Annotated in this window: 24 protein-coding genes and 1 riboswitch; of the genes, 6 read left to right on the top strand and 18 right to left on the bottom strand. The window is 70.7% G+C overall.

What is annotated here, in order from left to right; all coding sequences use genetic code 11:
* Positions 1–18 precede the first annotated feature (18 nt).
* From QTI33_RS02920 to QTI33_RS02905, 4 genes are all read right to left on the bottom strand, one after another.
* Positions 19–1,503 (bottom strand): efflux transporter outer membrane subunit, encoded by a 1,485-nt coding sequence (locus tag QTI33_RS02920; protein ID WP_286504250.1) that lies wholly within the window; start codon positions 1,501–1,503, stop codon positions 19–21.
* Between the two features lie 30 nt (positions 1,504–1,533).
* A complete protein-coding gene (locus QTI33_RS02915; RefSeq protein WP_286504249.1) occupies positions 1,534–4,791 on the bottom strand; it encodes an efflux RND transporter permease subunit in 3,258 nt (1,085 codons plus the stop codon).
* 22 nt (positions 4,792–4,813) lie between these two features.
* Positions 4,814–6,058, bottom strand: coding sequence for an efflux RND transporter periplasmic adaptor subunit (locus tag QTI33_RS02910; RefSeq protein ID WP_286504248.1), 1,245 nt, complete (start codon positions 6,056–6,058; stop codon positions 4,814–4,816).
* Between the two features lie 205 nt (positions 6,059–6,263).
* A complete protein-coding gene (locus QTI33_RS02905) occupies positions 6,264–7,127 on the bottom strand; it encodes an alpha/beta hydrolase (protein ID WP_286504247.1) in 864 nt (287 codons plus the stop codon).
* Positions 7,128–7,292: 165 nt separating this feature from the next.
* On the opposite strand from QTI33_RS02905, the gene QTI33_RS02900 reads away from it, so the two are divergent.
* Positions 7,293–8,207 (top strand): LysR family transcriptional regulator, encoded by a 915-nt coding sequence (locus tag QTI33_RS02900; RefSeq protein ID WP_286504246.1) that lies wholly within the window; start codon positions 7,293–7,295, stop codon positions 8,205–8,207.
* A 1-nt stretch (position 8,208) separates the two neighbouring features.
* On the opposite strand, the gene QTI33_RS02895 is transcribed toward QTI33_RS02900, so the two are convergent.
* The 8 genes from QTI33_RS02895 to QTI33_RS02860 form a co-directional block, all read right to left on the bottom strand.
* Positions 8,209–9,213, bottom strand: a complete 1,005-nt coding sequence (locus tag QTI33_RS02895; protein ID WP_286504245.1) for an aminotransferase class I/II-fold pyridoxal phosphate-dependent enzyme — start codon at positions 9,211–9,213, stop codon at positions 8,209–8,211.
* A complete protein-coding gene (cbiB, locus tag QTI33_RS02890) occupies positions 9,210–10,160 on the bottom strand; it encodes an adenosylcobinamide-phosphate synthase CbiB (RefSeq protein WP_286504244.1) in 951 nt (316 codons plus the stop codon). The genes QTI33_RS02895 and cbiB overlap by 4 nt, the downstream gene beginning before the upstream one ends.
* A complete protein-coding gene (gene cobO, locus QTI33_RS02885; RefSeq protein ID WP_286504243.1) occupies positions 10,157–10,726 on the bottom strand; it encodes a cob(I)yrinic acid a,c-diamide adenosyltransferase in 570 nt (189 codons plus the stop codon). Before cobO ends, cbiB begins: the two co-directional genes overlap by 4 nt.
* Positions 10,727–10,738: 12 nt before the next feature.
* On the bottom strand, positions 10,739–11,515 hold the full coding sequence (locus QTI33_RS02880; protein WP_286504242.1) for an ABC transporter ATP-binding protein: 777 nt from the start codon (positions 11,513–11,515) through the stop codon (positions 10,739–10,741).
* On the bottom strand, positions 11,512–12,516 hold the full coding sequence (locus tag QTI33_RS02875) for a FecCD family ABC transporter permease (protein WP_286504241.1): 1,005 nt from the start codon (positions 12,514–12,516) through the stop codon (positions 11,512–11,514). The genes QTI33_RS02880 and QTI33_RS02875 overlap by 4 nt, the downstream gene beginning before the upstream one ends.
* Positions 12,513–13,373: an ABC transporter substrate-binding protein gene (locus QTI33_RS02870; protein ID WP_286504240.1), complete on the bottom strand. Its 861-nt coding sequence runs from the start codon at positions 13,371–13,373 to the stop codon at positions 12,513–12,515. The genes QTI33_RS02875 and QTI33_RS02870 overlap by 4 nt, the downstream gene beginning before the upstream one ends.
* Entirely contained in the window at positions 13,370–13,936 is a 567-nt protein-coding gene (locus QTI33_RS02865) for a bifunctional adenosylcobinamide kinase/adenosylcobinamide-phosphate guanylyltransferase (protein ID WP_286504239.1), read from the bottom strand. Before QTI33_RS02865 ends, QTI33_RS02870 begins: the two co-directional genes overlap by 4 nt.
* A gap of 83 nt (positions 13,937–14,019) precedes the next feature.
* Entirely contained in the window at positions 14,020–15,813 is a 1,794-nt protein-coding gene (locus QTI33_RS02860; RefSeq protein WP_286504238.1) for a TonB-dependent receptor domain-containing protein, read from the bottom strand.
* Between the two features lie 174 nt (positions 15,814–15,987).
* Positions 15,988–16,223, bottom strand: a riboswitch (cobalamin riboswitch).
* A 69-nt stretch (positions 16,224–16,292) separates the two neighbouring features.
* On the opposite strand from QTI33_RS02860, the gene QTI33_RS02855 reads away from it, so the two are divergent.
* The 4 genes from QTI33_RS02855 to QTI33_RS02840 all read left to right on the top strand — a co-directional run bounded on the left by QTI33_RS02855 (position 16,293) and on the right by QTI33_RS02840 (position 18,150).
* On the top strand, positions 16,293–16,517 hold the full coding sequence (locus tag QTI33_RS02855) for a DUF904 domain-containing protein (RefSeq protein WP_286504237.1): 225 nt from the start codon (positions 16,293–16,295) through the stop codon (positions 16,515–16,517).
* Positions 16,517–16,843, top strand: coding sequence for a cell division protein ZapA (locus QTI33_RS02850; protein ID WP_286504236.1), 327 nt, complete (start codon positions 16,517–16,519; stop codon positions 16,841–16,843). The genes QTI33_RS02855 and QTI33_RS02850 overlap by 1 nt, the downstream gene beginning before the upstream one ends.
* A gap of 395 nt (positions 16,844–17,238) precedes the next feature.
* The gene (locus QTI33_RS02845) at positions 17,239–17,682 is read left to right on the top strand and encodes a universal stress protein (protein ID WP_286504235.1); all 444 of its coding nucleotides are present in this window, start codon (positions 17,239–17,241) and stop codon (positions 17,680–17,682) included.
* A 42-nt stretch (positions 17,683–17,724) separates the two neighbouring features.
* On the top strand, positions 17,725–18,150 hold the full coding sequence (locus tag QTI33_RS02840; protein WP_286504234.1) for a universal stress protein: 426 nt from the start codon (positions 17,725–17,727) through the stop codon (positions 18,148–18,150).
* 9 nt (positions 18,151–18,159) lie between these two features.
* On the opposite strand, the gene QTI33_RS02835 is transcribed toward QTI33_RS02840, so the two are convergent.
* The 6 genes from QTI33_RS02835 to lgt all read right to left on the bottom strand — a co-directional run bounded on the left by QTI33_RS02835 (position 18,160) and on the right by lgt (position 24,589).
* Positions 18,160–19,698 carry a malonate--CoA ligase gene (locus QTI33_RS02835; RefSeq protein WP_286504233.1) on the bottom strand — a complete coding sequence of 513 codons (1,539 nt, stop codon included), beginning with the start codon at positions 19,696–19,698 and terminating at the stop codon, positions 18,160–18,162.
* 7 nt (positions 19,699–19,705) lie between these two features.
* Positions 19,706–20,482, bottom strand: a complete 777-nt coding sequence (locus tag QTI33_RS02830) for an enoyl-CoA hydratase/isomerase family protein (RefSeq protein WP_286504232.1) — start codon at positions 20,480–20,482, stop codon at positions 19,706–19,708.
* A complete protein-coding gene (locus tag QTI33_RS02825) occupies positions 20,479–21,465 on the bottom strand; it encodes a Bug family tripartite tricarboxylate transporter substrate binding protein (protein WP_286504231.1) in 987 nt (328 codons plus the stop codon). Before QTI33_RS02825 ends, QTI33_RS02830 begins: the two co-directional genes overlap by 4 nt.
* A 78-nt stretch (positions 21,466–21,543) precedes the next feature.
* A complete protein-coding gene (locus QTI33_RS02820) occupies positions 21,544–23,001 on the bottom strand; it encodes a malonyl-CoA decarboxylase (protein ID WP_286504230.1) in 1,458 nt (485 codons plus the stop codon).
* Positions 22,998–23,666, bottom strand: coding sequence for a GntR family transcriptional regulator (locus QTI33_RS02815; protein ID WP_286504229.1), 669 nt, complete (start codon positions 23,664–23,666; stop codon positions 22,998–23,000). The genes QTI33_RS02820 and QTI33_RS02815 overlap by 4 nt, the downstream gene beginning before the upstream one ends.
* Positions 23,667–23,761: 95 nt before the next feature.
* The gene (gene lgt / locus QTI33_RS02810) at positions 23,762–24,589 is read right to left on the bottom strand and encodes a prolipoprotein diacylglyceryl transferase (protein ID WP_286504228.1); all 828 of its coding nucleotides are present in this window, start codon (positions 24,587–24,589) and stop codon (positions 23,762–23,764) included.
* Between the two features lie 137 nt (positions 24,590–24,726).
* On the opposite strand from lgt, the gene bfr reads away from it, so the two are divergent.
* On the top strand, positions 24,727–25,197 hold the full coding sequence (bfr, locus tag QTI33_RS02805) for a bacterioferritin (RefSeq protein WP_286504227.1): 471 nt from the start codon (positions 24,727–24,729) through the stop codon (positions 25,195–25,197).
* Positions 25,198–25,199: the final 2 nt, after the last annotated feature.

The raw sequence follows: 25,199 nt of genomic DNA, 5'->3' as shown, positions 1-25,199 counted from the left end.
CCGCACGGCCGGGGCCGCTCAGCGCGCCGCCACCTGCGCCTGCCGGTCGCCCGGCGGCGCGAGCGCCACCGCCTGCGCATCCCAGCTGCCGCCCAGCGCCCGGATCAGGCCCACGGTCGCCTGGTACTGCGCCGACTTCACCTGCAGCGCCTGGCGCCGGTTGCTGAGTTCGCTGCGGCGCGCGTCGAGCAGGTCGAGCTGGCTGATCATGCCGTTGCGGTAGCGCGAGTCCGACAGCGTGGTGGCGCGCTCGGCCGACGCCACGGCCTTGGCCTGCACGCCAGACTGCTGGGCGAGGATGCGCAGCGACGACAGCTGGTCCTCCACTTCCTTGAAGGCGACCAGCACCTGCGTGCGGTAGCTGGCCAGTGCGCCGTCGAGCTGCGCCGACGCGCCCTGCACGCCCGCCTCGCGCCGGCCGCCGTCGAACACCGGCAGCGCCAGCAAGGCCCCGATGCCCCAGGAGCGCGCCGACCACTTCAGCAGGTCGCCGATGTCGGAGGAGGCATAGCCGCCGCCGCCGGTCAGCGCGATGTCGGGGAACCAGGCCGCCTGCGCGACGCCGACCCGCGCCTGCGCCGCCAGCACCGACTTCTGCGCCGCCGAGATGTCGGGCCGGCGGGTCAGCACGGTGGCGGGCACGCCCGGCGGGATCGTCGGCAAGGCGGTGGACCACTCGCCGGCGCCGACGTCGAAGTCGGACGCCAGGTCGCCGACCAGCACCGCCAGGGCGTGCTCCAGTTCGGCCCGGCGGCGGTCCAGCGTCATCGCATCGGACTCGTTGGAAGCGACCTCGGTCTCGACCCGCGCCACATCGAGCTCGGCCACGTCGCCCGCCCGCTCGCGGCTCTGCGTCAGGCGCAGCGTGTCGCGGTAGGCCGCGACCGTGTCGCGCACCAGCACCCGCTCGGCATCGACCGCGCGCAGCGCCAGGTAGGTCTGGGCCACCTCGGCCTGGACCAGCAGGCGCGTGCTCTGCAGCAGGCCGGCGCGCGAATCGGCGTCGAGGCGCGCGGCATCGCTGGCGCCCGAGAGCTTGCCGAACAGATCGAGTTCGTAGGAGAAATCGACGCCGGCCCGCACCAGGGTCGAGGGCCGCGGGCTCTGGTTCCGGTCGAGCCCGGCACTGCGCGAGGCCCCGGCGCCCAGGCCGATCTGCGGCGCGCGGTCGGCATCGGTGCTGCGCGCCAGGGCCCGCGCCTCGGCCAGCCGCGCCGCCGCCGCCTGGATGCTGGTGTTGCGGGCGTCCGCGCGCTCGACCAGCCGGTCGAGCACCGGGTCGTTGAAGCTGCGCCACCAGTCGCCGCGCGGCTGCGCCTCGGCCGGCTGGGTCCGGGTCCAGTTGCCCTGGGTGTCGGCGGCCTGCTCCTTGAACTGGGCCGGCGGGGTGAAGGTCGGCAGTTCGGCCGGCGCGGTCGCGCAGCCGGCCAGCACCAGCGCGGCGAGCAAGGGCAGCAGCGTGGCGCGCCAGGTCCCGCCTCGGGTTTCGATGGTTGATTTCATGATCGACTTTCTTTGGGAAGGCAGGAGGGCCTAGACGTTGTCATGCAGCGGTGCGGCAGGCGCAGGGTGCAGTCCGCCGCCCGCGCCGCCGCCGCCGGCCGGATGGTCGGCCGACACGAAGGCATCGACGTGCGGCACCTCGCCATGCAGCTTGAGCGGGCGGTTGCCGGCCATCTTTCGCACCGCGACATAGAAAACCGGCGTCAGGAACAGGCCGAAGGCGGTCACGCCGATCATCCCGGCGAACACCGCCACCCCCATCGCCGAGCGCATCTCGGCGCCGGCGCCGGTGGCGAGCACCAGCGGCAGCACGCCCATCACGAAGGCCAGCGAGGTCATCAGGATCGGGCGCAGCCGCAGCCGGCTGGCCTCGATCGCGGCCTGGATCGGCGGGCGCCCGGCGAACTCGAGTTCGCGCGCGAACTCCACGATCAGGATCGCGTTCTTGGCACTCAGCCCGACCAGCACGATCAGCCCGATCTGCGTGAAGACGTTGTTGTCGCCGTGGGACAGCCAGACGCCGGTCATCGCGGCCAGGATGCCCATCGGCACGATCAGGATGATCGCCAGCGGCAGGGTCAGGCTCTCGTACTGCGCCGCCAGCACCAGGAACACCAGCAGGATCGCCAGCGGGAACACCAGCAGCGCCGAGTTCCCGGCCAGGATCTCCTGGTAGGTCAGTTCGGTCCATTCGTAGCTCACGCCCTTGGGCAGGGTCTCGGCCGCGATGCGCTCGATCGCGTCCTGCGCCTGGCCCGAGGAATAGCCCGGTGCCGGCCCGCCGTTGACGTCGGCGGCCAGGTAGCCGTTGTAGCGCATGGCGCGTTCCGGCCCGAAGCTCGAATTGACCTTCATGAGCGCCGACAGCGGCACCATCTCGCCCGAGGTCGAGCGCACCTTCAGCAGGCCCACGTCCTCGGCGCGGGCGCGGTACGGCGCATCGGCCTGGACCCGCACGCTGTAGGTGCGGCCGAACTTGTTGAAGTCGTTCGCATACAGGCTGCCGAGGTAGATCTGCATGGTGTCGAAGATGTCGGTCACCGGCACGCCGAGCTGCCGCGCCTTGGTGCGGTCGATGTCGGCGTAGAGCTGCGGCACGTTGACCTGCCAGCTGGTGAACAGGCCCGTGAGCTCGGGCGCCTGCGAGGCCTTGGCCATGAAGGCCTTGACCGCGCCGTCCATCGCCTCGTAGCCGACCGATGCGCGATCCTCCAGCTGCAGCTTGAAGCCGCCCGTGGTGCCGAGCCCGGCCACCGGCGGCGGCGGGAACATCACGATGAAGGCCTCCTGGATGCCGGCGAACTGCTGGTTCAGCTGGCCGGCGATGGCGCCGCCGCTCTGGTCGGCCCGCTTGCGCTCGGCAAAGGGCTTGAGCGTCGCGAACACGATGCCGGAGTTGGAGCTGTTGGTGAAGCCGTTGATCGACAGGCCCGGGAAGGCGATCGCGTCCTCGACGTTCGGGTTCTTCTTCATGATCTCGCCCATGCGCTGGATCACGTCCTCGGTGCGGTCCAGCGTGGCGCCGTCGGGCAGCTGCGCGAAGCCGATCAGGTACTGCTTGTCCTGCGCCGGCACGAAGCCGCTGGGCACCGCCTTGAAGAGGCCGAAGGTGACGCCGACCAGCGCCAGGTAGACCACCAGCATCAGCGTCTTGCGCGAGATCACGCGCCGCACGCCGCCGCTGTAGGCCTCGGCGCCGCGGTGGAAGAGCTTGTTGAAGCCGCGGAAGACGCCGCCGAAGACCCGGTCCATGCCGCGCGTCAGCGCGTCCCGGGGCGCGTCGTGGCTGCGCAGCAGCAGCGCCGCGAGCGCTGGCGACAAGGTCAGCGAGTTGATCGCCGAGATCACCGTCGAGATCGCGATCGTGACCGCGAACTGGCGGTAGAACTGGCCCGTGAGCCCGCTGATGAAGGCCAGCGGAACGAACACCGCGACCAGCACCAGCGCGATCGCGATGATCGGCCCCGACACCTCGCGCATCGCGCGGTACGTGGCTTCGCGCGGCGTCAGGCCGGCCTCGATGTTGCGCTCGACGTTCTCCACCACCACGATCGCGTCGTCGACCACGATGCCGATCGCCAGCACCAGCCCGAACAGGCTCAGCGCGTTGATCGAGAAGCCCAGCAGGTGCAGCACGGCGAAGGTGCCGATCACCGACACCGGCACCGCCAGCAGCGGGATGATCGAGGCGCGCCAGGTCTGCAGGAACAGGATCACCACCAGCACCACCAGCGCGATCGCCTCCAGCAGCGTGTGGACCACCGATTCGATCGAGGCCCGCACGAACTGGGTCGGGTCGTAGGCGATGCGAAACTCCACGCCCTCGGGCATGTTCCTGGCGATCTCGTCCATGGTCTTGCGGACGTCGCGCGAGATGTCCAGCGCGTTGGAGCCCGGTGCCTGGAACACGCCGATGCCGACCGCCGCGTCGTTGTTCAGCAGCGAGCGCAGCGAGTAGTCGGCCGCGCCCATCTCGAGGCGGCCGATGTCGCGCAGCCGCGTCACGGCGCCGTCGGTGCCGGTCTTGACGATGATGTCGCCGAACTCTTCCTCGCTCTGCAGGCGGCCCTGGGCATTGATCGACAACTGCATGTCGACGCCCGACAGGCCCGGCGAGGCGCCGACCACGCCGGCCGCGGCCTGCACGTTCTGGCCGCGGATCGCGGCCACCACGTCGCTGGCCGAGAGGCCGCGCTGCGCCACCTTCTGCGGATCGAGCCAGACCCGCATCGAGTACTCGCCGCCGCCGAAGATCTGCACCTGCCCGACGCCGGGGATGCGCGCCAGCCGGTCCTTGACGTTCAGCACCGCGTAGTTGCGCAGGTAGTTGATGTCGTAGCGGTCGTTGGGCGACACCAGGTGCACCACCATCGTCAGGTCGGGTGCGCTTTTCACGGTCGTGACGCCGAGCCGGCGCACTTCCTCGGGCAGCCGCGGCTCGGCTTGCGAGACGCGGTTCTGCACCAGCTGCTGCGCCTTGTCGGGGTCGGTGCCGAGCTTGAAGGTGACGGTCAGCGTCATCACACCGTCGGTGGTCGCCTGGCTGCCCATGTAGAGCATGCCTTCGACGCCGTTGATCGACTCCTCCAGCGGCGTCGCCACGGTCTCGGCGATCACCTTCGGATTGGCGCCCGGGTACTGGGCCCGCACCACCACCGACGGCGGGGCCACTTCCGGGTACTCGGAGATCGGCAGCCCGCGCAGCGCGATCAGGCCGGCGATCAGCATCAGCAGCGACAGCACGCCGGCAAAGATCGGCCGGTCGATGAAGAACTTGGATAGATTCATGATGTTTCCCCCGCCCGCGGGATCAGGATTTCGCGTCCGCCACGCGCTGCGTCGGCGGCGCCAGTTCGGCCTTGGCGTCCATGCCCACCGCCTGCGGCGCCACCAGTGCGCCCGGGCGCACGTGCTGCAGGCCGTTGACGACCACCCGCTCGCCCGCCTTCAGGCCCTTGGTGACCACCCGCAGCCCATCCACCGGCGCGCCCAGCGCGACCTCGCGGTACTCGGCCTTGTTGTCGGCGCCGACCACCAGCACGAACTTCTTGTTCTGGTCGGTGCCGACCGCCCGTTCGTTGACCAGCAGGGCCGTGTCGTTGCGCGCCTGGCCCATGCGGATGCGCGCGAACTGGCCGGGAATCAAGGCGCCGTCGGCGTTGTCGAAGGCGGCGCGCACCCGCACCGTGCCGCTCTTGGCGTCGACCTGGTTGTCGATCAGCTGCAGCCGGCCCTGGAACGGCGTGCCGTCGCTGGCCGCGGTGCCCATCTGCACCGGGATGCCCTCGATGCGACCGCGCGCACTGGCGCCGCCGGGCATCTCCTTCAGGGCCCGCACCACGACCTGCTCGTCGGCATCGAAGCTCGCATAGATCGGGCTGACCGACACCAGCGTGGTCAGCACCGGCGCGCCGGGACCGGCCGCGACCAGGTTGCCGACCGTCACCTCGAGCTTGCCGGTGCGCCCCGCGACCGGGGCCCGGACCTGGGTGTAGCCGAGGTTCAGGCGCGCGCTCTGCAGCGAGGCCTGGGCGGCGCGCAGGTTGGCCTCGGCCTCGCGGCCGGCATTGGTGCGCTCGTCGAGCTCGCGCTGGGCGATCGCCTTCTCGTCCCACAGGCGGCGGGCGCGCTCCTGCTCGCTGCGCGTGAACGAGACGCGGGCCTGGGCCGAGGCGACCTGGGCTTCGGCACGGTCCACTTCGGCCGCATAGGGCGCCGGGTCGATGGTGATCAGCAGTTCGCCCTGCTTGACCAGCGCCCCTTCGCGGAAGTGCACCGCCTGCACGGCGCCGGCCACCCGCGATCGCACGTCGACCCGCTCGACCGCCTCGAGCCGGCCCGAGAACTCGTCCCAGGTGTTGACTTCGGTCGCGGCCACCGTCGCCACCGACACCGGCGTGGCACGCGGCGCCGCCACGGCCGTGGCGTCGCTGGCCTGGGCATGCAGGCTGTGGAAGCCGAGCGCGGCGCAGGCGATCGCCACCAGCGCCGTGACGCCCGTCACGGCGGGCCAGAGGCGGCGTCGGGCCGGGGAGGAAGGTTGAGGGTTCGACATGATGAAGGTCCTTTGGGGTGACGCTTGGAAAACACGCCGCCCTCCCGCGCGGGTGGCGCAGGACAGCGGTAGGGAAAAAGTTGCGGGGCGAACGCCGCCCCGCGGCGGACTGGCGCCGTCGGTTTCGAGGTGCCTTCACCTCGGTCTGTTCAGGGAGTTCCGTGTGACCGGAACCTGCGGCGCACGGCCTGCCGTGCGCCGTCGCTCAGTGCGGCGGTGGCGCCGCGCTGAAGAAGTCGCGGAAGTGCTTCTGCACCGCCGCCTCGCAGGCCGCGCAGCCCGAACCCTCGGGTTCGTAGAGCGCCTCGGGCCAGTTCGCCGCGCCGGGCAGCACGCTGCTGGTGACCGCGATGCCGGCTTCGCCGAGCCGGCGCGCGAAGTTCAGCGCCTCGTCGCGCATCGGGTCGTCCTTGCCGACCAGCACCAGGGTCCGCGCCACCTGCGCCAGCCGGAGCGACCCGCCCGGCACCGCATAGGGATGGGTCGCATTGACCGGGCGCTTGAGGTATTCCTGCCACCCCGAGGCCCATTTGCACTGGGTGGCGTCGCCCGTGGCCTGGCGCAGCGACGCGGTGCCGGCGCAGGGGTCCAGCATCGGCGACAGCAGGATCTGGCCGGCCAACGGCGGGTGGGCCCGGTCGCGCGCCATCAGCGCCACCGCGGCTGCCAGGTTGCCACCGGCCTCCTCGCCCGCCAGGAACACCTCGGCGCCCTTGCCGGCCAGCTTGGCGCGCTGCTTGTAGAGCCATTCGAGCGCCGCGAAGCCGACCTCGATCGGCTCCGGGAACGGCGCCTTGGGCGCCAGCGGGTAGTCCAGCGAGACCACCACGGCGCCGGCACCGGCCAGCAGCCGGGCCACGTTGCGGCCGTTGTCGAGGTCGCCGCAGACGAAGGTGCCGCCATGGAAATGCAGCACCAGCGGCACGGTCGCCCCGCGCGGCCGCACGCCGTACAGGCGGGCCTGCACCGGCTCCCGATCCGGCAATTCGATGCGGATATCGGTCTCGGCGCCCCGGGCAGCCGCCGTGGAGGCGGCGGCAACGGGTTGCTCAATGGAACGGCTGGACATGGACGACCTCGGTGGATGGACGATGAACGAAATATAAGGCGGCGCAGGGTGGGTTCAAACAGACACCGGGCCCCACTCTGTTTCCATCCGACTAACAATCGCGGCCGGAGCGCGTGTGAGAATCCGCTCCCCCAAGGCATTCCGCCACCCCCAGGAGCAGCATAGATGGACCAGATCCAGGGCATGCGGATATTCGTCCGCGTCGTCGAAGCCGGCACTTTCACCCGCGCCGCGGATTCGCTCGGCCTGCCCAAGGGCACGGTCACCAAGCAGATCCAGGCGCTGGAGTCGCGGCTGCACGTCAAGCTCCTCAACCGCACCACCCGGCGCGTCACGGTCACGCCCGACGGCGCTGCCTACTACGAACGGACCGCCCGGCTGTTGAACGACTTCGACGACATCGAGGCCAGCATGACCAACGCCCAGTCCAACCCGACGGGCCGCCTGCGCATCGACGTCGGCTCGTCGATGGCCCGGCTGGTGATCCTGCCGGCCCTGGCGACCTTCTGCGACCGCTACCCCGACATCCAGGTCGACGTCGGGGTCAGCGACCGGGCGGTGGACCTGATCTCCGACAACGTCGACTGCGTGATCCGCGGCGGCGACCTGACCGACCAGTCGCTGGTGGCGCGCCGGATCGGCAACCTGCCCTGGATGACGGTGGCCTCGCCGGCCTACCTGAAGCGCTACGGCGCTCCGCAGCATCCCACGGACATCGAGAAGCGCCACCTGGTGGTGGGCTTCTTCTCGGGCAGCACGCGGCGCATGTTTCCGGAGGAGTTCCACCGGGGCGACGAGAAGTTCGAGATCACCGGGCCCTACCGCGTCTCGGTCAACGACAGCAACGCCCACATGACGGCGGTGCTGGGCGGCTTCGGGTTGTCGCAGGTCATCACCTACATGGCCGAGCCCTTCATCGCCAGCGGCGAACTGGTGCAGATCCTGCCCGACTGGACACGGCCGCCGCTGCCGGTGCACGTGGTGTACCCGCCCAACCGCCACCTGAGCGCGAAGGTGCGCGCCTTCGTCGACTGGGCGGCGGAGCTGTTCGCCCAGCACCCCCAGTTGCAGCGGATCTGATTCAGCGCCGCGCGGCGCGCCAGGCCTGCCGAAGCGCCTCCTGGCTGGCGGGCGGCAGGACGCCCAGCCGCACCAGTCCCGGCAGCCCGAACGAGGCCGTGTCGCGCAGCTTGACGCCCGCCTGCCGCAGCGCCGCGCTGCGTGCCGGCGTCAGCGCGAGCTCCGGCTCGGCGCAGAAGAAGTTGGCGTCGCCGGGCAGCAGGCGCCAGCCCAGCGATTCGCACGCGCTGCGCTGCGCCGCCTTCCAGGCCCGCAGGGTGCACAGGCTGTCGTCGAGCCACCGCCGTGCCGCCGCGCCGGTCCAGGCCTCGAGCAGGGCCACGCCATGGGCGCCGAGCGGCCAGGACGGCGCCAGCCGCGCCAGTCGCGCGCCCAGTTCCTGCGCCGCCACCGGGGCGATCGCGTAGGCGGCCCGGACGCCGGTCAGCCCGAGCGCCTTGTTGGGGGTCCAGAGCTGCCAGACGCGGTCGCGCTGCCCCGCGTCCAGCGCCAGCGCGCCGTCGAGGCGAAGCGGTTCGTAGGCCAGGTCGAGCACGCAGGTGGCGTGGAGAGCCAGCCGGTCCACGCGGCCGGCCAGGTCCTCCTCCGGCTGCCCCAACGGGCTGCCGGGGTCGCAGCACCAGACCAGGTCGGCCGCGCCGTCGGCCACCGCCGGCTGGAAATGCCAGGCCTTGGCGGCCCGCGCGTAGTCGCCGTAGCCGTGCCGCGGCAGCCGAACCCGCCCCCCGCCGCCCTGCGACACGGCGGCCGTGACACGGCCGATGAATTCGCTGGCGCTGGCGGCGATCACGACCCGCCGGGCCTCGACGCCGTGGAAGCCGGCCAGGCGCTCGCGCAGGTCGAGGTAGTGCGGGTCGGGGTAGCGGCTGGCGTCCACCGCCTGCAGCGCCTGCAGCGCGGCGGGACAGGGCCCGCAGGCATTGCCGTTGGTCGAGAAATCGTGCGGGACCGCGCCCTGGGCGTCGGGTCCGCCGTGCATGAACTCGAACATCTCGGAGCCCCTCATGCCACGCCCCGCAGCGCCAGGCAGCCGATCGCCACCGTGGCGCCGGCGCCCGCCAGCGCCACCCCGCGGGCGGCCAGCCGCGCCGCCTGCGCGGTGTCGGCCGCAGCGGCGGCGCGGCCGCCTTCATTCAGCACATAGACCCCGGGCTTGGCCAGCCGGATGCCCAGCCGAAGCGCCATCGCGGCCATGGGCCAGCCGCTGTTGGGCGACGGCGTCCGGCCGGCTTCGCGGCGCAAGGTCCCGAGCCCTGCGCCCGGCGCCGCCGACGCACCCCACAGGAACAGGGCCGTCAGGCGGGCTGGCAGCCACGACAGCAGGTCGTCGGCGCGGGCGGCCCACTTGCCGGCCCAGGTCCACTGCCGGCCTTCGCGCTCGCCGCGATAGCCCCACATCGCGTCCGCGGTGTTGGCGAAGCGGTAGAGCGCCGCGCCCGGCAGGCCGAACAGCGCGAACCAGAACAGCGGCGCCACCAGCGAATCGTTGAGGTTCTCGGCCAGCGATTCGATCGCGCTTTCGCGCACGCCGACCGTGTCCAGCGCGCCCACGTCGCGGCTCACCAGCCGCGCCAGCCGGCCGCGGCCTTCGTCGAGCGAGCGGCCCAGGGCGGCCTCGACCGCCAGCACCTCGTCGCGCAGCATGCGCCAAGCGAGCAGCGGCTTCAGGGCGACGCCGGTCAGCAGCAGGCCGGCCCAGGCCGGCAGCCGGCTCACCGTCTCGGCGAGCGCGCAGGCGGCGGCCGCGACCAGCACGGCACCGGCACACCAGGCGAGCGCGCCGCCGGCAAAGGCCGCCCGCGCGCGCGCCGGCGCCTCGGCCGGCGGTGCGACGCACCGGCCGGCCCAGCCCAGGTAGCGGCCGATCCAGACTACCGGATGCCAGCGCGCCGGCGGCTCGCCAAACCATCGGTCGATGGCCAGCGCCAGCCAGAGGGCGGCGATGGCGCTCAATCCTCGATCCCGCGCTGGGCGGGGATGCCGGCCTTGAACGCGTGCTTGACCATCCGCATCTCGGTCACGGTGTCGGCCAGCTCGACGATCTCGGGCGGACAGCGGCGGCCGGTCAGCACCACGTGCACCTGCTTCGGCCGCGCGCGCAGCGTCTCCAGCACGCCCTCGAGCGGCAGCCAGCCATAGATCAGCGGATAGGTGATCTCGTCGAGCACGACCAGGAAGTGCGCGCCCGAAAGGATCGCGGCGCGGGCCCGCTCCCAGCCGTCGCGCGCCAGCTGCGCCGAATGGTCCAGGTCCTGGGTTTTCCAGCTGAAGCCGTCGCCGAGGCCTTCGATCGGGATGCCGAGCTGCTCGAACATCCGGTGCTCGCCGAAGCGCGCGCTCGGCACCTTCATGAACTGGTAGATCTTGACGGCCTTGCCGCGGCCGTGGGCGCGCAGGGCGAGCCCGAAGGCGGCGGTGCTCTTGCCCTTGCCGTCGCCGGTGTTGACGATCACCAGCCCGCGGCGCTCGCCTTCGGGCTTCTCGTAGGGTTTCTCGCTGGGCGGAGTCTCGATTTGCATGGGTGTCGGTTGTCAGTGCGGCACGGCCAGCCACTGGCCCGCCACGTGGTGAAAGGCGATCCGGTGGTCGAACACCGCTTCGAGCGCCCGATGGGTCGCGGCCTCGCCGCAGCCGCCGTGGTGGGTCACGCGGCCCGCCGCCATCACGACCATCGCATCGGCGGCGAGCGCGGCGTTGAGTTCGTGCAGCACGCTGACCACGGTCTTGCCTTCAGCCACCAGCGCCTGCACCGTGCGCATCCAGTCGGCCTGGTGCGGCGGGTCGAGGTTGGCGAGCGGCTCGTCCATCAGCAGCAGTCCGGCCTCCACAGCCAGCGCCCGCGCCAGCAGCACCCGCTGGCGTTCGCCGCCCGACAGCTGGCCGAGCGGCCGCTCGCGCCAGTCCCAGGCCTGGGTGCTGCGCAGGGCCCGCTCGACCGCCGCCCGATCGGCCGCGCTCGGGGCCGCCAGCCAGCGCTGGTGCGGCAGGCGGCCGAGCATCGCGACGTCGTAGACGGTCAGGTCGTCGGCACTGCCCTCGCCCGCCACGCCCTGGCCCAGCCACGACAGCCGCTGCGCCCGGGCCCGGCCCGGGAGCGTGCTCAAGGGCTGCCCATGCAGGCGCACCTCGCCCCCATGGACCAGCAGGCCGGCGAGCACCTTGAGCAAGGTCGACTTGCCGGCGCCGTTGGGCCCGACGATGCTGGTCCAGCGCCCCGCCGCCAGCGAGAGGTCGATGCCGTGCAGCACCTCGGCCAGGCCCAGCCGGGCCGTCACGCCGCGGGCCTCGAGCGCGGCCGGCGTGCTCACAGGCCGCCCCGCGCGCTGCGCCGGTGCATCAGCCACAGCAGATAGCTGCCGCCCAGCACCGCGGTCAGGACGCCGACCGGCAGCTCCTGCGGCGCGATCATCCAGCGCGCCAGCAGGTCGGCCGCCATCAGCAGCAGGCCGCCCATCGCGCTGGACAGCACGATCAGGCGCCCATGGGTGGTCTTGACCACCGAGCGCACCAGGTGCGGCGCCGCCAGCCCGACGAAGGCGATCAGCCCGGTCTGCGCCACCGCGCTGCCGGTCGCCAGCGCCAGCACCGCGACCAGCGCGGCGCGCATGGCGCCGAGCGGCAGCCCGAGGCTGGCCGCCGTCGACTCGCCGAGCGCCAGGCCGTCAAGCACCGGCGCCAACGCCCACCCCAGCAGCAGGCAGACCGCGCCGAGCCCGCCCATCACGGCGCAGGCGCTCCAGCCGACCAGTCCGGTGCTGCCGAGCATGAAACCCTGGATGGCCTGCAGGATGTCGGCCGAGGCGATGGTCAGCAGATCCTTGGCGGCGCCCAGCACCACCCCGACGATCACGCCCGCCAGCAAGAGCCGCAGGGTCTGCTGGACGCCGCGCGCCAGCAGCAAGGTCAGCAGCACCGCCAGCACCGCACCGAGGAAGGCCGCGCCGGTCAGGCCCAGGCGCACCACCCATTGCGTGCTGGTCGGCGACAGGCCGAAGAGCGAGAGCGCCAGCGCGACGCCGAGCGAAGCGCCCGAGGCGCTGCCCAGCAGGTAGGGATCGGCCAATGGATTGCGGAACAGCCCTTGCGCCACCGCGCCCGCCAGCCCCAGCAGCGCGCCCGCCAGCCACGCACCGAGCGTGCGCGGCAGCCGGATGTCGCGCACGATCTGCAGCGCCACCGGGTCGTCGCCGGCCGCCAGCAGGTTCTCGAAACCCGTGCTGCCGATGCCCGTGCCCAGCACCAGCAGCGCGCCGGCCAGCGCCACCAGCACGATGCCCAGCCCCCAGGCGCGGCGCTGCTGCCCCTTCACCCGTGCTCCTGCAGGCAGCCGGCCATCAGGCGCGCCGCCTCGCCCATGCGCGGCCCGGGCCGGACCAGCACGTCCGACTGCTCGGCCGTGAAGCGGCAGATCCGGCCTTCGCGCACGGCCTTGATGCGGCCCCAGCCCGGCCGTTGCTCCAGCCCCTGGGCGCTGCGCTCGCCGACCATGATGAGGTCGGGATCGGCGCGGACCACGAACTCGGGGTTGAGCTTGGGAAACGGCCCCAGCGCCGCCGGCACGATGTTCCTGGCACCCAGCCGCGCCAGGGTCTCGCCGATGAAGGAGGCTTCGCCGGCCGCATACGGGGCGCTGTTGATCTCGAAATACACCCGCGTGCGCTTCACCCGCTCGGGCAGCGACTGGGCCGCCGCCGAGACGCTGGCATCGATGGCGCGCCAGACCGCCGGGGCGTCGCCCGTGCCGAGCACCCCGGCGAGCGCGTCCAGCACGCGCCGGACATCGGCATGGTTCTTGGGTTCGAGCACCACCACCTTGAGGCCCAGCGCCTCGAGCCGGTCGGTGACGCGCGAGGATTTCGCCAGCAGCACCACGTCGGGCTTGAGCGCGACGATGGCCTCGACGTTCGGATCGATGCCGCCGCCGACCTGCGGCAGCGCCCGCACCGACGCCGGCCAGTTCGAATAGCGGTCGACTCCCACCAGCCGGTCGCAGGCGCCCAGCGCGCAGACCGATTCGGTCAGCGACGGCAGCACGGTCACGACGCGCTGCGGCGGCCGCGGCAGGTCGATACGCACGCCGCGCTCGTCGACCACGACCGTCGCCTGGGCCGCCAGCGCCAGCGCGCACAGCCAGCCGGCGAACCAGAGCCGGGCGATCCGCTTCATGGCGCTTCCTTCAGGGTCAGCGGCAGCCCGGCGGCCATCAGCGTGACGCGCTCGCAGGTGGCGGCGACCTGCTGGTTGAGCAGGCCCAGGGCGTCGACGAAGGCGCGCACCTCGCGGCCCAGCGGAATCACGCCGAGACCGATCTCGTTGCCGACCAGGACCAGCGGGCCGGGCGACTCGTTGATCGCCCGCAGCAGCTCGGCGACCGCGCGGTCGGCCGCCAGCGACGCACGCGGCGCGCCTAGAGGCATCATCTGGTTGGTCAGCCAGAGGGTGAGGCAATCGACCAGCACCAGCGTGCCGGGCGCGGCGTGCTCGCGGATCGCCTGTGCCAGCGCCACCGGCTCCTCGACCGTTTCCAAGGCCGGCAGGCGCGCCGCGCGATCCTCGCGATGGCGGGTCACGCGCGCCAGCATTTCCTCGTCGAGCGCCCGCGCGGTCGCCACCAGCACCGCGCGGTGCGAGGGCGAGCGCGCCAGCCACGCCGCGGCCAGTTGCTCGCCGCGGCGCGACTTGCCGCTCTTCTGACCGCCGAGGATCAGTTCGCGGCGCGCGATGTTCATTGAAGCTCCCACGCTCGGCACTTCCGTGTCCTCGCTGCCCCCCGAGGGGGCGCGAGCTTGCTGGGGGCGGCCCGGCGCTGCGCTCATTTCTTCGGCTGCCACCGCAGGGTCAGGTAGGCGCCGAATCCGGCCTGGTTGTAGCCATAGGCGGTCTCGTAGTGTTCATCGGTCAGGTTGGTGATGCGGCCCTGCACCGACCAGTCCTTGGCGAAGCGGTAGTCCACATAGAGGTCGATCGTGGTGTAGGCGCCGAGTGTGCGCGTGTTGGCCACGTCGTCAAAGCGGCTGCCCACGCTCAGGGCCGAAGCCCCGAACTTCCAAGGGCCGGTGGTGTAGTCGATCGCCAGCGTCGCCTGGTTCTTGGCCCGGCGCGGCAGCTGCTTGCCGCTGACCTCGTTGCGCGGGTCGAGCGAGTCGTAGCTGGCATGCAGGCCCACGGCGTCGAACTGGCCGTCGTAGCTCAGCGTGCCGCCGGTGATGCGGGCCTCGGGAATGTTCTGCGGCAGTGTCGTGTTGGTGATGAAGCCCTGGATCTTGTTGTCGTAGCCGACCAGCTTGACGGTGTGGACGCCCTCGGTCCAGGTGAGGCCGACATCGGTGTTCTTGCCCTCTTCCGGCTTGAGCGCCGGGTTGCCGAAACCCGGGTAGTAGAGCTGGTTGAACGACGGCGCCACGAAGCTGGTGCCGTGCGAGACGCTGACGCGCCAGTTCGGCGTGATGCGGTAGGCGTAGCCGGCATACCAGGTGTCGTCGTCGCCGAACTGCGAGTTGCTGTCGTGGCGCGCGTTGAGCTGCCAGCTGTGGGCGCCGGCATTGCCGTTCAGGCCGACGAAGCCGGCGTCGATCGTGCGCTCGGTCACCGTGTAGGCGATGTCGCTCTTGACCTTCTGTTCCAGCCGCTCGAGCCCGGCCACCACGGTCCCGATCGGGGTCGCGATGTCGTTCTGCCAGAGGTACTGGTCCTGCGTCGTGTTGAACAGGCCCGGCAGGTTGAACGGCGCCGCCACGATGGCGCGCGTGTCGTCTTCGCTGCGCGAATAGCGCAGCTGGGTGGTCCAGTTCGACAGCACCCGGCCATTGACCCCGGCATAACCCGTCTGGCTGCGCAGGGTGCCGCGCGTGTCGCGGCCGGGGCCGTCGTCGTAATGGTTCAGGCCATCGGCGTAGAGCACGCCGGCGTCGAACTTCCAGTCCGGCGTGAACTGGTAGCCGAACGACGCGTTGGCACCGGTCTGCGAGAACGGATCGCGATCGGCGTTGAAATTGCCGAACTGCACGTTGCGGTTGGTGGCCGAGAAGCTGTCGACCAGCGTGCGCGTGACGTCGAGCGAGTAGGTCGCCGCGCCCGCGGCGCCGCTGAAGCCGCCGGTGATCTGCTTGTAGCTGTCGCTGCCGAGGGTGGTGGAGGCGCGCGGGTCGAACACCGGCTCGCCCGGTGCCGCCTTGCGCGTGAAGATCTGCACCACGCCACCGACGCCGTCGCTGCCGTAGAGCGCCGAGCCGGGTCCCTTGACCACTTCGATGCGGTCGATCAGCTCGACCGGGATGTTGTCCCAGACCGGCGTGCCGAGCGTGGCCGAGCCGTAGCGCACGCCGTCGATCAGCAGGATCGTGTGGCGCGCCTCGGCGCCGCGGATGTACACGCTGCTGCCCTTGCCCGGGCCCCCGTTGGCCGAGATCTGCACGCCCGCCATGCGGGCCAGGATCTCGGGCAGGGTGCGGCTGGCCTGCTGCTCGATCTGGGCCCGTTCGATGACGACGGTGTCCGACACGAGCTCGTCGATGCGGGTCGGCGTGCGTGTCGCCGTCACCACCGTCTCGGGCAGGGCCGGGGTGGCGGCGTCCTGGGCCGAGGCCAGGGTCGGCAGCGCGGTCAACGATACGATCGCCAGCGCGATGGCATGGGCACGCGCGGGGGGGCACGGCCAAGCGCTGCGAGCGGCGCAGTTGGAAGAAGGGACAGATTTCATGGAAGCGACAAAGATCAATGCCCGTCGCCGGCTTCCCCGCCGGCGGTTGGACGTCATGGCTGCCGTCATGCTTCTCTCCATGCGGCGGCCGCCTCGTTGGCCGGTATCCGGGCTGGCAGCGCGGCCCTCGCCGCCTTCCCAGGTGCCTGTTTCAGGGCGCCCAGTGGCTGATTGACGAAGGTGGCATCCGAAGATGCCGACTGCTTGACCGTTGCGGGGGCAGCGCAGGCTGGCTCGGCCCGATGGGCTCCGCCTCCTGCTTCCCGTTGAACTGCGCCGCGTGAACCGCGGCGCGAGCACCAACCGCGGAATTGTAGGGTTTCCCGGCACCCGCCTTGCGCGCGACGATGCCAAGCCGCCGGCGCCGGTAACTACAATCGTCCTCCATGCCTGCACCGAGCCGTATTGACCAGATCGCCGAGCGCGTCGAACGCCTGCTCGTGCGCCATGAGGAAGTACAGCGCACCAATGCGCTGCTCCAGGACCAGGTCGACGCGCTCACGCGCGAACGCGACACCCTCAAATCGCGGCTTGCCGCCGCGCGCACGCGGCTCGATGCCCTGCTCGACCACCTGCCCGCCGATCCCGGCCAAGACGCCAGCGCTCCCTGATGAAACAAATCGAAGTCCAGATCATGGGCCAGAGCTACCTGCTCGGCTGCCCCGAAGGCGGCGAGCCGCAATTGCGCGAAGCGGTCGAACGCGTCGACGCCGCCATGTGCAAGATCCGCGATGCCGGCAAGGTCAAGGCGCGCGACCGGATCGCGGTGCTGGCCTCGCTGAACCTCGCGTTCGACCTGGTGCAGCGCGAAGCCGCGCCCGCGCCGCCTGCGCCGCCTGCCGCAGCGCCCGCCGCCACGGCCGAAGACGAAGCCCGCGCCGCGCAGCTGGTCCAGCGCCTCGACCAGGCCCTCGCCGGCGACGGACATTTACTCTGAAGCCTGGGCGCGCCGGCGGCAGCGGGCGTAAAATACGCTTCGTCTGCGGTGCGAAGCTGGGCTCTATATTTCCTTGTACCAATGCTCTCCGGAGCAGGGCTTGGAACATCGCTTGGCGGGTGTGATCATCTCGCGTCAGATGAACCCGAAGCCTTGCTGACCTCGCCCACCTGAACCCTGGTTCAGGATGCGGGTTCGGCTCACACTCGCAGACACCTTTCATCGAAAGCCACGGCCCCGCGACAGGCGCCGTGGCTTTTTTTCGGCCCGCCAGTTCGAGAAAATGGCTGCGCGGCGGCAGGCGGCGGCGCTTTCCCCCGTCGGCTTGATGTGAATCAGGACCGTCCCGGCGACCCTTGTATTAAGCTGTTGGCGGTCCAACCACAGGAGCATTCATGTTCAAGCGAATCCTGGTCGCCACCGACGGCTCCCCCCTGTCCAAGAAGGCGGTGGCGAGCGCCATCGCGCTGGCCGCGCAGAACGGCGCCGAGCTGGTTGCCCTGACCGTGGTGCCACGCTACCCGACCAACTACTTCGACGGTGCCGCCGTGTTCACGCCCGAGGACATCGGGCGGATCGAGAAGCAATGGGCCGAGGCGGCCCAGGCGTCGCTCGACGAGATCGCCCAACAGGCCGAAGCCAGCGGCGTCAAGGTCAAGACGTCGACGGTCAGCGCCGACCTGGTCGGCGACGCCATCATCGCCGCCGCGAAGAAGCACGAGAGCGACACGATCGTCATGGCCTCGCATGGGCGCCAGGGCATCAAGCGCCTGCTGCTGGGCAGCGAGACCCAGCATGTGCTCACCCATTCGGACCTGCCGGTCCTGGTCCTGCGCTGAGTCCGGCCCCGTCATCCCATTCAGAACAACGAGAGGCCTCGCATGAAGATCCTGATCGCCGTCGACGGCAGCGCGCACACCCAGAAAGCCATCGACTACCTGGCGAAGAACCGCGCCATGTTCATCGACGGCAACGAACTCGTCGTGGTGCACGTGTGCATCGGCGTGCCCGGCCACGTGACCCGCCATCTCAGCAAGGAGATCGTGCGCGACTACTACGCCGAGGAAACGGCCAAGGTTCTCGATCCGGTCAAGGCGACGCTGGCGGGCGCCGGCATCACGGCATACAGGGTCGACCATCGCCATGGCCATGCCGCCGAGGAAATCCTCAAGGCCGCCACCGAGTCCGGCGCCGAACTGATCGTGATGGGCACGCACGGCCACGGCCTGTTCGGCCGGGCGCTGATGGGCTCGGTCGCGACCAAGGTGGTGGCCGAGACCGACATCTCCGTGCTGCTGGTCCAGTAGGGCGCGACCTCAGGCCTTGAACAAGGCCTTGTGCTGCTCCCGCAGCAGCGCCTTCTGCACCTTGCCCATCGCGTTGCGCGGCAGTTCGTCGACCACGAAGCAGCGCTTCGGAATCTTGAAGTTGGCCAGCTTTTGCTTCAGCTCGGCAATGATCGCCTCGCCGTCGATCGCGGCACCGGGGCGTGCCGTCACGATGGCCACGCCGACCTCGCCGAAGTCGGCATGCGGCACGCCGACGATCGCGCTCTCGGCGACGCCGGCCAACTCGTTGATGAAGCCTTCGATTTCGGCCGGATAGACGTTGTAGCCGCCGCTGATGATCAGGTCCTTGCTGCGGCCGACGATCGTGACGTAGCCCAGACCGTCGATCTTGCCGACGTCGCCGGTCTTGAAGTAGCCATCGGCGGTGAACTCCTCCCGGGTCTTCTCGGGCATGCGCCAGTAGCCCGCGAACACATTGGGCCCGTCGACCTCGATGTGGCCGATCTCGTCGGTCGGGCAAGGCGCGCCGGCATCGTCGCGCACCCGCAGCTGCACGCCGGGCAGCGGAAAGCCGACCGTGCCGCCACGCCGCGCACCCTGGACCGGGCTGTAGGGGTTGGAAGTCAGCATCGCGGTCTCGCTCATGCCGTAGCGCTCGAGGATGGTGTGGCCGGTGCGCTCGCGCCAGGCATCGAAGGTGTCGATCAGGAGCGGCGCCGAGCCGGAGATGAAGACCCGCATCCGGCGGCAGGCCTTCTTCGTCAGCCCGCGCTCGGCCAGCAGCCGGACGTACAAGGTGGGCACGCCCATGAAGACCGTCGCCTCGGGCAGCCGGGCCACCACGCGGGCGGGGTCGAAGCGGTTGAGCCAGATCATGCGGCTGCCGCTGATCAGCGCGCCATGGATGGCGACGAAGAGCCCGTGCACATGGAAGATCGGCAGCGCGTGGATCAGCACGTCGCCGCTGCGCCAGCCCCAGTAGTCCTTCAGCACCTCGGCGTTCGACGACAGGTTGCGGTGCGTGAGCATCGCGCCCTTGCTGCGGCCGGTGGTGCCGCTGGTGTAGAGGATGGCGGCGAGATCGTCCTCCTGCTTCGCAGCGATCGCGTGGCGGTCGCTGCAGCGGGCCGCCACTTCGAGCAAGGTGCCGCTGCGGTCGTCGTCCAGCGTGAAGACATGGCGGGTGCCCGCCGCGGTGGCGATCGGCGCCACCCAGGATGCGTTGGCGCTGCTGCAGACCACGACGGCCGGCTCGGCGTTGCCGATGAAGTATTCGATCTCGGCGCCCCGGTAGGCGGTGTTGAGCGGCAGGAAGACATAGCCGGCGCGCAGGGTCGCCAGGTACAGCATCATCGCTTCGACCGACTTCTCGACCTGGACCGCGATGCGGGCGCCGGCCTCGAGGTCCAGAGCGTCCAGCAGGTTGGCGATCATGGCGCTGGCGCGGTCCAGGTCGCGCCACGAATAGCGCAGGCCGTCGTCGGTCTCGACCGCGACCGCGTCGAGGTCGGAGGGAAAGGCCGCGCGCAGCACGGCGAACAGATTGGCGTTGGGAGTGTCGGTCATGTCGATCTCAAAAGACGGGAGGCCGCTTGGCGAGGAAGGCGGCGATGCCTTCGCGATGCTCGGCGCTGTCGGCGTAATCGTAGGCGGTCGCCAGCAGCGGCGCGACGCCCGCCTGGGCGCCGGCCTGGCGCAGGGCGGCGAAGGTGGCCTTGTTGAGGCGCGCCGCCGCAGGCGCCAGCGCGGCGATGCGATTCGCGCAGGCCAGCACCTCGGCCTGGAGTTCGGCATCGGGCAGCACGCGCAGCAGGAACCCCGCCTCGCGCAGGCGCTCGGCGCCGTGCACGCCGGCTGCCAGCAGCATGTCGCGCGCCAGCACGTCGCCGATCGCGCCCTGCACCAGCGCCGCCTCGCGCGGCGCCATCGGAAAGCCGAGCTTGGCGATCGGCGCGCCGAACTTCGCCGACGCGGCGGCCAGCCGGATGTCGCAGCAGCTCGCGATCTCGAGCCCGGCGCCCATGCAGGCGCCTTCGATGCATGCGACCAGCGGCAGCTCGCAGGCCAGCATGGCGGCCAGCGCCGCCCAGACCTCGTCCTCGTGGAAGGCGCGCAGCGGCTCGACCTCGAAGCGGAACGAGGGATATTCGGAGATGTCGCCGCCGGCGCAGAAGGCCCCGCCCTCCCCGCCCACGACCACGCAGCGCAGCGCCGGCAGCTGCGCGAGACGCCCGAAGACCGCGCGCAGCTCGCGCCACATGGCGCGCGTCATGGCATTGAGCCGGCCGCTGTTCGCCAGGGTCACGAAGGCCAGCGGCCCCTCCACGCGCAACCCGATGGAAGCCGTCATTCCAGCTTGGCCCCCGAGGCCTTGACCACCGCCGCCCAGCGCTTGATCTCCGCATTCACGAAAGCGGCATAGGCGGCGTTGGTGACGTTCGGGATCTCCGAGCCGTTGCTGGCCCAGATCGTCTTCAGTTCGTCGCTGGCGAGCGCCTTCTTCATGTCGTCGACGATCCGGGCCTGCACCTCCGCTGTCGTGCCCTTGGGCGCCCAGAGCCCGTACCAGGTCGTCACGGTGTAGTCGGGCAAGCCCACCTCGGCGGCGCAGGGCACGTCGGGGAAGGCGGGATTGCGCTTGCTGCCGGCCACCATCAGCGCCTTGATGCGACCGGCCTTGATGTGCTGGGCCGACGAGCCGAGGCCGTCGAACATCACGTCGACGTTGCCGGCGATCAGGTCCTGCAGCGCCGGCCCGGCGCCGCGATAGGGAATGTGCGTGATGAAGGTGCCGGTCTGCAGCTTGAACAGCTCGCCCGCCAGGTGATGCGAGGTGCCGGCGCCGGCCGAGGCGTAGTTGAGCTTGCCCGGGTTCTGCTTGGCGTTGGCGACGAAAGCCTTCAGCGTGGTCTCGGTGATCCGCTTCGGATTCACCACCACCACCTGCGGCACGTTGGCCAAAAGCAGCAGCGGCACGAAGTCCTTTTCGAGGTCGTAGTCGAGCTTGGGGTAGATCGACGGCGCGATCGCGTGATGCACCGCCCCCATGAAGAGCGTGTAGCCGTCCGGCGCCGCCTTGGCCGCGATGCTGGCACCCACGGTGCCGCCGGCGCCGCCGCGGTTGTCGATCACCAGCGTCTGGCCGGTGAGCTTGGTGAACTGCGCCGACAGCGGCCGCGCGAAGGCGTCGGTGCCGCCGCCGGCCGGGAACGGCACGATCATCATCACCGGCCGGGTCGGCCAGTGCGACTGGGCCCGCACGCCGCCCGCCGCCATCGCGGCGCTCGCCGCCGCCAGGCGCAGCACGTCCCGCCGTTGAATGCCTGAGGTCATCGGTTGTCTCCTGTTGTCGTTGGAATGTCTTGCGCCGGGGCCCGCAGCGCGCCAGGTTGGAAGGGCCCCAATGTTCTCTCAACCCTTGAGGAACAAGTCGTCGATACCGCCCGAGACGGCCACCTTGCCCTGCGCGAGCAAGGCGCGGTGCTTGTCGAGCCGCTTGAGATCGTAGAGGTAGTTGACCATCAGGCCGTAGGACTGCCTGAGGCCCTTCGGCGACGGGTCGCCGCCCCAGTTGAGCCGCTCCACCCGCGCACCGTTGCCGAGATGGAAGCGCGCCACCGGATCGACCGGCTTGCCATCGGCCGTGGCCCGTCCGAGGTATTCGGCCGCCGCGTGCTGCAGCAGCTGTCGCACCGGCGAGCGGGCGTCGAGGGCCAGCGCCTCGTCGGCCGCGGCGAGGAAACGCTCGCCGGTCGGCGGCAGCGAGCCCACGGCGCGCCCCAGTTCGGCGGCCCGCTTCTCGTCCAGCCGCGCGACGATGCCGTCGGCCTGCTTCGCCAGCCAGCCGCGAAAGCCGGGGATCGGCGACAGGGTCGCGAAGACCTTCAACCGAGGCAGCTCGTCCTGCAGCGTCTCGACCACGCGCTTGATCAGCGAATCGCCGAAACTCACGCCCTTGAGCCCGGCCTGCGTGTTGCTGATCGAATAGAAGATCGCGGTCGTCGCCTTGTCGGGGCGGACCAGGGCGGCCGCCTCGTCGAGCAGCGGCACGATGCCCTCGCTGATGCCGTCGACCAGCGCCACCTCGACGAAGATCAGCGGCGTGTTGGGCAGGCGCGGATGGAAGAAGCCGTAGCAGCGGCGATCGCTGTCGAGCCGGTTCTTGACGTCGGCCCAGCTCTTGATGTCGTGCACCGCCTCGTACTGGATCAGCTTCTCGATCAGCGAGGCCGGCGAGTCCCAACTGATGCGCCGCAGGTCGAGAAAGGCCATGTCGAACCAGGTCGAGAACAGGTGCTCGAGTTCGGCCTCGAGCGGCAGCAGCCGGCGGTCGCCCTTCAGGTGCGGCAGCAGTTCAGCGCGCAGGTCGACCAGGAAGCGCATGCCGTCGGGATCGATCGCGAAGCGCTGCAGCAGCCGCGCGCGCGGCGACGCCAGGGCGCGCCGCAGCCCGATCTCGGCCTGGCCCTCGTCCGGCGTGCCGACCGCGGCCTCGTGGCGGTCGCGCGCCGTGCTGAGCTTGTGCACGTCGGGCGCGAAGCGTTCGCTCATCAAGAGCCAGATGTCGCGCCGCTCGTCGAGCTCGCGCTCGCCGTACCACTGCACCACCGCATGGGCGCGGCGGCCGGCCTCGACCTCGCTGATGCGCGGGTCGACCACCGCCTGCAGTTCGACCAGCGCGTTGCGCAAGGCCCGCGGCGCCAGTGCCTCGCCGGGACGGCGCAGCGTCGCCTCGAGCCGCTCGCCGAGCGGGCGCGGCCCGCCGGCCCGCTTCCCCTTGGTCGAATCGTTGGCCGCCTTGGCGCCATCGGGCGCGTGGCCCGGGCGCAGCAGGGAGACCCCGCGGGTGATCCAGTCGCCGGCATTCATGAGATGAGCTTCGCTTTCTGTTGCAGCGCGACCGCCCGCAGGGCCTCGCGCTGGCGGTTCAGGTGGGTCCGCATCGCGGCCTCGGCGCCGTCGCTGTCGCGCGCCTTGAGGGCGGCGAACACCGCGAGATGTTCGGACAGGCTCTGCTCGAGCCGTCCCGGCGCATGCAGTTGCTGCTGCCGCGCCAGCTTGAGGATCTTGCGCAGGTCGCCGATCACCTGCGCCAGCCAGCGGTTGTCGGCCAGCATGATGATCGCCTCGTGGATCGCGAAATTGGTCGCGTAGTAGTCGTTGATGCGGCGCGCCCGCGCGTGTTTGGCGAGCCGGTCGTGGAGCGCCTCGAGCGCGGCGAGATCGTCGTCGCTGGCATGGCGCGCGGCCTCCCAGGCGCAGCGGCCTTCGAGCAGCGCGATCACCGGGAAGATCTCGTCGAGGTCGCGCTGCGTGACCTCGGCGACGAAGCAGCCGCGGCGCGGCTCGTGCCGCAGCAGCCCTTCGGCCGTCAGCACCTTGAGCGCCTCGCGCAAGGGCGTGCGCGAGATCTGCAGGCGCTCGCACACCGACGCCTCGTCGATGAAGGCGCCCGGCACCAGCACGCCGCCGAAGATCTCTTCGCGCAGGGTGGCGGCGACTTCGTCGTGCAGGGAGTTCTGGACCAGGCGCATAGGCGAATTCCGTAATTACGCGTAATTATGTGAATGCGGAGCCCCATGCGCAACGCCCCGGGGCCTCGGAAATACCCGGCCCCGGCGCCCCGCCCTCACCCCCTGAGCGCGCCGGCCACCCGCGCCGGGCGGGCGCTGGCATAGAGCCAGAGGCCGAAGGCGATCATCGGCACGCACAGCCACTGCCCCATGCTCATGTTGAGCGCCAGCAGGCCGAGGAAGTCGTCGGGCTCGCGGAAGTACTCGGCGATGAAGCGCATCAGGCCGTAGCCGATCAGGAACACCGCCGACACGCGCCGCTCGCCGCGGTCCTTGCGGGCATAGAGCCACAGCAGCACGAACAGCAACAGGCCCTCGAGCAGGAACTGGTAGACCTGAGAGGGATGGCGCGGCAGCATCGAGCCGCTCTGGGGAAACACCATGCCCCAGGGCAGCTCGGGGTTGCTGAAGCGGCCCCACAGTTCGCCATTGATGAAGTTGCCCACCCGCCCGGCCGCCAGCCCGGTGGGCACGCAGGGCGCCACGAAATCCATCACCTGCCAGAACGGCCGGGCGCGCGAACGCGAGAACCACACCATCGAGGCGATCACGCCCAGCAGCCCGCCGTGAAAGCTCATGCCGCCCTGCCAGACGAAGAAGATCTCCAGCGGGTGCGTGAGGTAGTAGCCCGGCTTGTAGAACAGGCAGTAGCCGAGCCGGCCACCGACGATCACGCCCATCACGCCGAGGAACAGGATGTCCTCGACATCCTTGCGGGTCCAGGCGCCGGGGCCGGTGATCGAGCGGAAGGGCTCGTGCCCGAGCCGGCGGGTGCCCAGAAAGTAGAACAGCGCGAAGGCCGCCAGGTAGGTCAGGCCATACCAGTGGATGGCGACCGGCCCGAGCTGCAGGGCGATGGGATTGATCTGCGGGTACATGAGCATGGGGCCGATTGTGCCGCCCCGATGCGAACGCTTCTGAGACACAGACCCATGCAGACCGCGGAAAGGGGGACATCTTCCCCGGCGGCCCGGTTCGACGCGATACTCGGGTCTTCACCTAGAACAACAAGGTCAGTCCCATGCAGGGAAACCCACAGGTCATCGACTACTTCAAGCAGCTCGTGCGCGGCGAACTCGCCGCCCGCGACCAGTACTTCATCCATTCGCGCATCTACGAGGACCAGGGCTTCGTCAAGCTCTACGCGCGCCTCGACCACGAGATGCAGGAGGAAACCCAGCACGCCGATGCGCTGATCCGCCGCATCCTGCTGCTCGGCGGCCTGCCGGACATGCGCCCGAAGGAATTCACGCCCGGGCAGACCGTGCCCGAGATGCTGCAGAAAGACCTGGACACCGAATACGAGGTGCGCGAGGCGCTGAAGCAGGGCATGGCGCTGTGCGAGAGCGTCGGCGACTATGTCAGCCGCGACCTGCTGCTGGCACAGCTGCGCGACACCGAGGAAGACCATGCCTACTGGCTCGAGAAGCAACTCGGGCTGATCGACAAGGTCGGGCTGCAGAACTATCTCCAGACCCAGTCCGAAGGCTGAGC

The organism is Variovorax davisae, assembly GCF_030316845.1.
Lineage (GTDB): Bacteria > Pseudomonadota > Gammaproteobacteria > Burkholderiales > Burkholderiaceae_C > Variovorax > Variovorax davisae.
Note: the sequence above shows the minus strand (reverse complement) of the source record. Positions and strands in the feature narration are given on the sequence as shown.

Bases quoted from the DNA above. Each gene is read 5' to 3' on its own strand.
- QTI33_RS02910 (WP_286504248.1), bottom strand. From the start codon at position 6,058: ATGTCGAACCCTCAACCTTCCTCCCCGGCCCGACGCCGCCTCTGGCCC.
- cobO (WP_286504243.1), bottom strand. From the start codon at position 10,726: ATGCAAATCGAGACTCCGCCCAGCGAGAAACCCTACGAGAAGCCCGAA.
- QTI33_RS02900 (WP_286504246.1), top strand. From the start codon at position 7,293: ATGGACCAGATCCAGGGCATGCGGATATTCGTCCGCGTCGTCGAAGCC.
- QTI33_RS02830 (WP_286504232.1), bottom strand. From the start codon at position 20,482: ATGACGGCTTCCATCGGGTTGCGCGTGGAGGGGCCGCTGGCCTTCGTG.
- bfr (WP_286504227.1), top strand. From the start codon at position 24,727: ATGCAGGGAAACCCACAGGTCATCGACTACTTCAAGCAGCTCGTGCGC.
- QTI33_RS02865 (WP_286504239.1), bottom strand. From the start codon at position 13,936: ATGAACATCGCGCGCCGCGAACTGATCCTCGGCGGTCAGAAGAGCGGC.
- QTI33_RS02840 (WP_286504234.1), top strand. From the start codon at position 17,725: ATGAAGATCCTGATCGCCGTCGACGGCAGCGCGCACACCCAGAAAGCC.
- QTI33_RS02835 (WP_286504233.1), bottom strand. From the start codon at position 19,698: ATGACCGACACTCCCAACGCCAATCTGTTCGCCGTGCTGCGCGCGGCC.
- QTI33_RS02915 (WP_286504249.1), bottom strand. From the start codon at position 4,791: ATGAATCTATCCAAGTTCTTCATCGACCGGCCGATCTTTGCCGGCGTG.
- QTI33_RS02855 (WP_286504237.1), top strand. From the start codon at position 16,293: ATGCCTGCACCGAGCCGTATTGACCAGATCGCCGAGCGCGTCGAACGC.
- QTI33_RS02850 (WP_286504236.1), top strand. From the start codon at position 16,517: ATGAAACAAATCGAAGTCCAGATCATGGGCCAGAGCTACCTGCTCGGC.
- QTI33_RS02815 (WP_286504229.1), bottom strand. From the start codon at position 23,666: ATGCGCCTGGTCCAGAACTCCCTGCACGACGAAGTCGCCGCCACCCTG.
- QTI33_RS02905 (WP_286504247.1), bottom strand. From the start codon at position 7,127: ATGTCCAGCCGTTCCATTGAGCAACCCGTTGCCGCCGCCTCCACGGCG.
- QTI33_RS02820 (WP_286504230.1), bottom strand. From the start codon at position 23,001: ATGAATGCCGGCGACTGGATCACCCGCGGGGTCTCCCTGCTGCGCCCG.
- QTI33_RS02870 (WP_286504240.1), bottom strand. From the start codon at position 13,373: ATGAAGCGGATCGCCCGGCTCTGGTTCGCCGGCTGGCTGTGCGCGCTG.
- lgt (WP_286504228.1), bottom strand. From the start codon at position 24,589: ATGCTCATGTACCCGCAGATCAATCCCATCGCCCTGCAGCTCGGGCCG.
- QTI33_RS02920 (WP_286504250.1), bottom strand. From the start codon at position 1,503: ATGAAATCAACCATCGAAACCCGAGGCGGGACCTGGCGCGCCACGCTG.
- QTI33_RS02825 (WP_286504231.1), bottom strand. From the start codon at position 21,465: ATGACCTCAGGCATTCAACGGCGGGACGTGCTGCGCCTGGCGGCGGCG.
- QTI33_RS02895 (WP_286504245.1), bottom strand. From the start codon at position 9,213: ATGAGGGGCTCCGAGATGTTCGAGTTCATGCACGGCGGACCCGACGCC.
- QTI33_RS02845 (WP_286504235.1), top strand. From the start codon at position 17,239: ATGTTCAAGCGAATCCTGGTCGCCACCGACGGCTCCCCCCTGTCCAAG.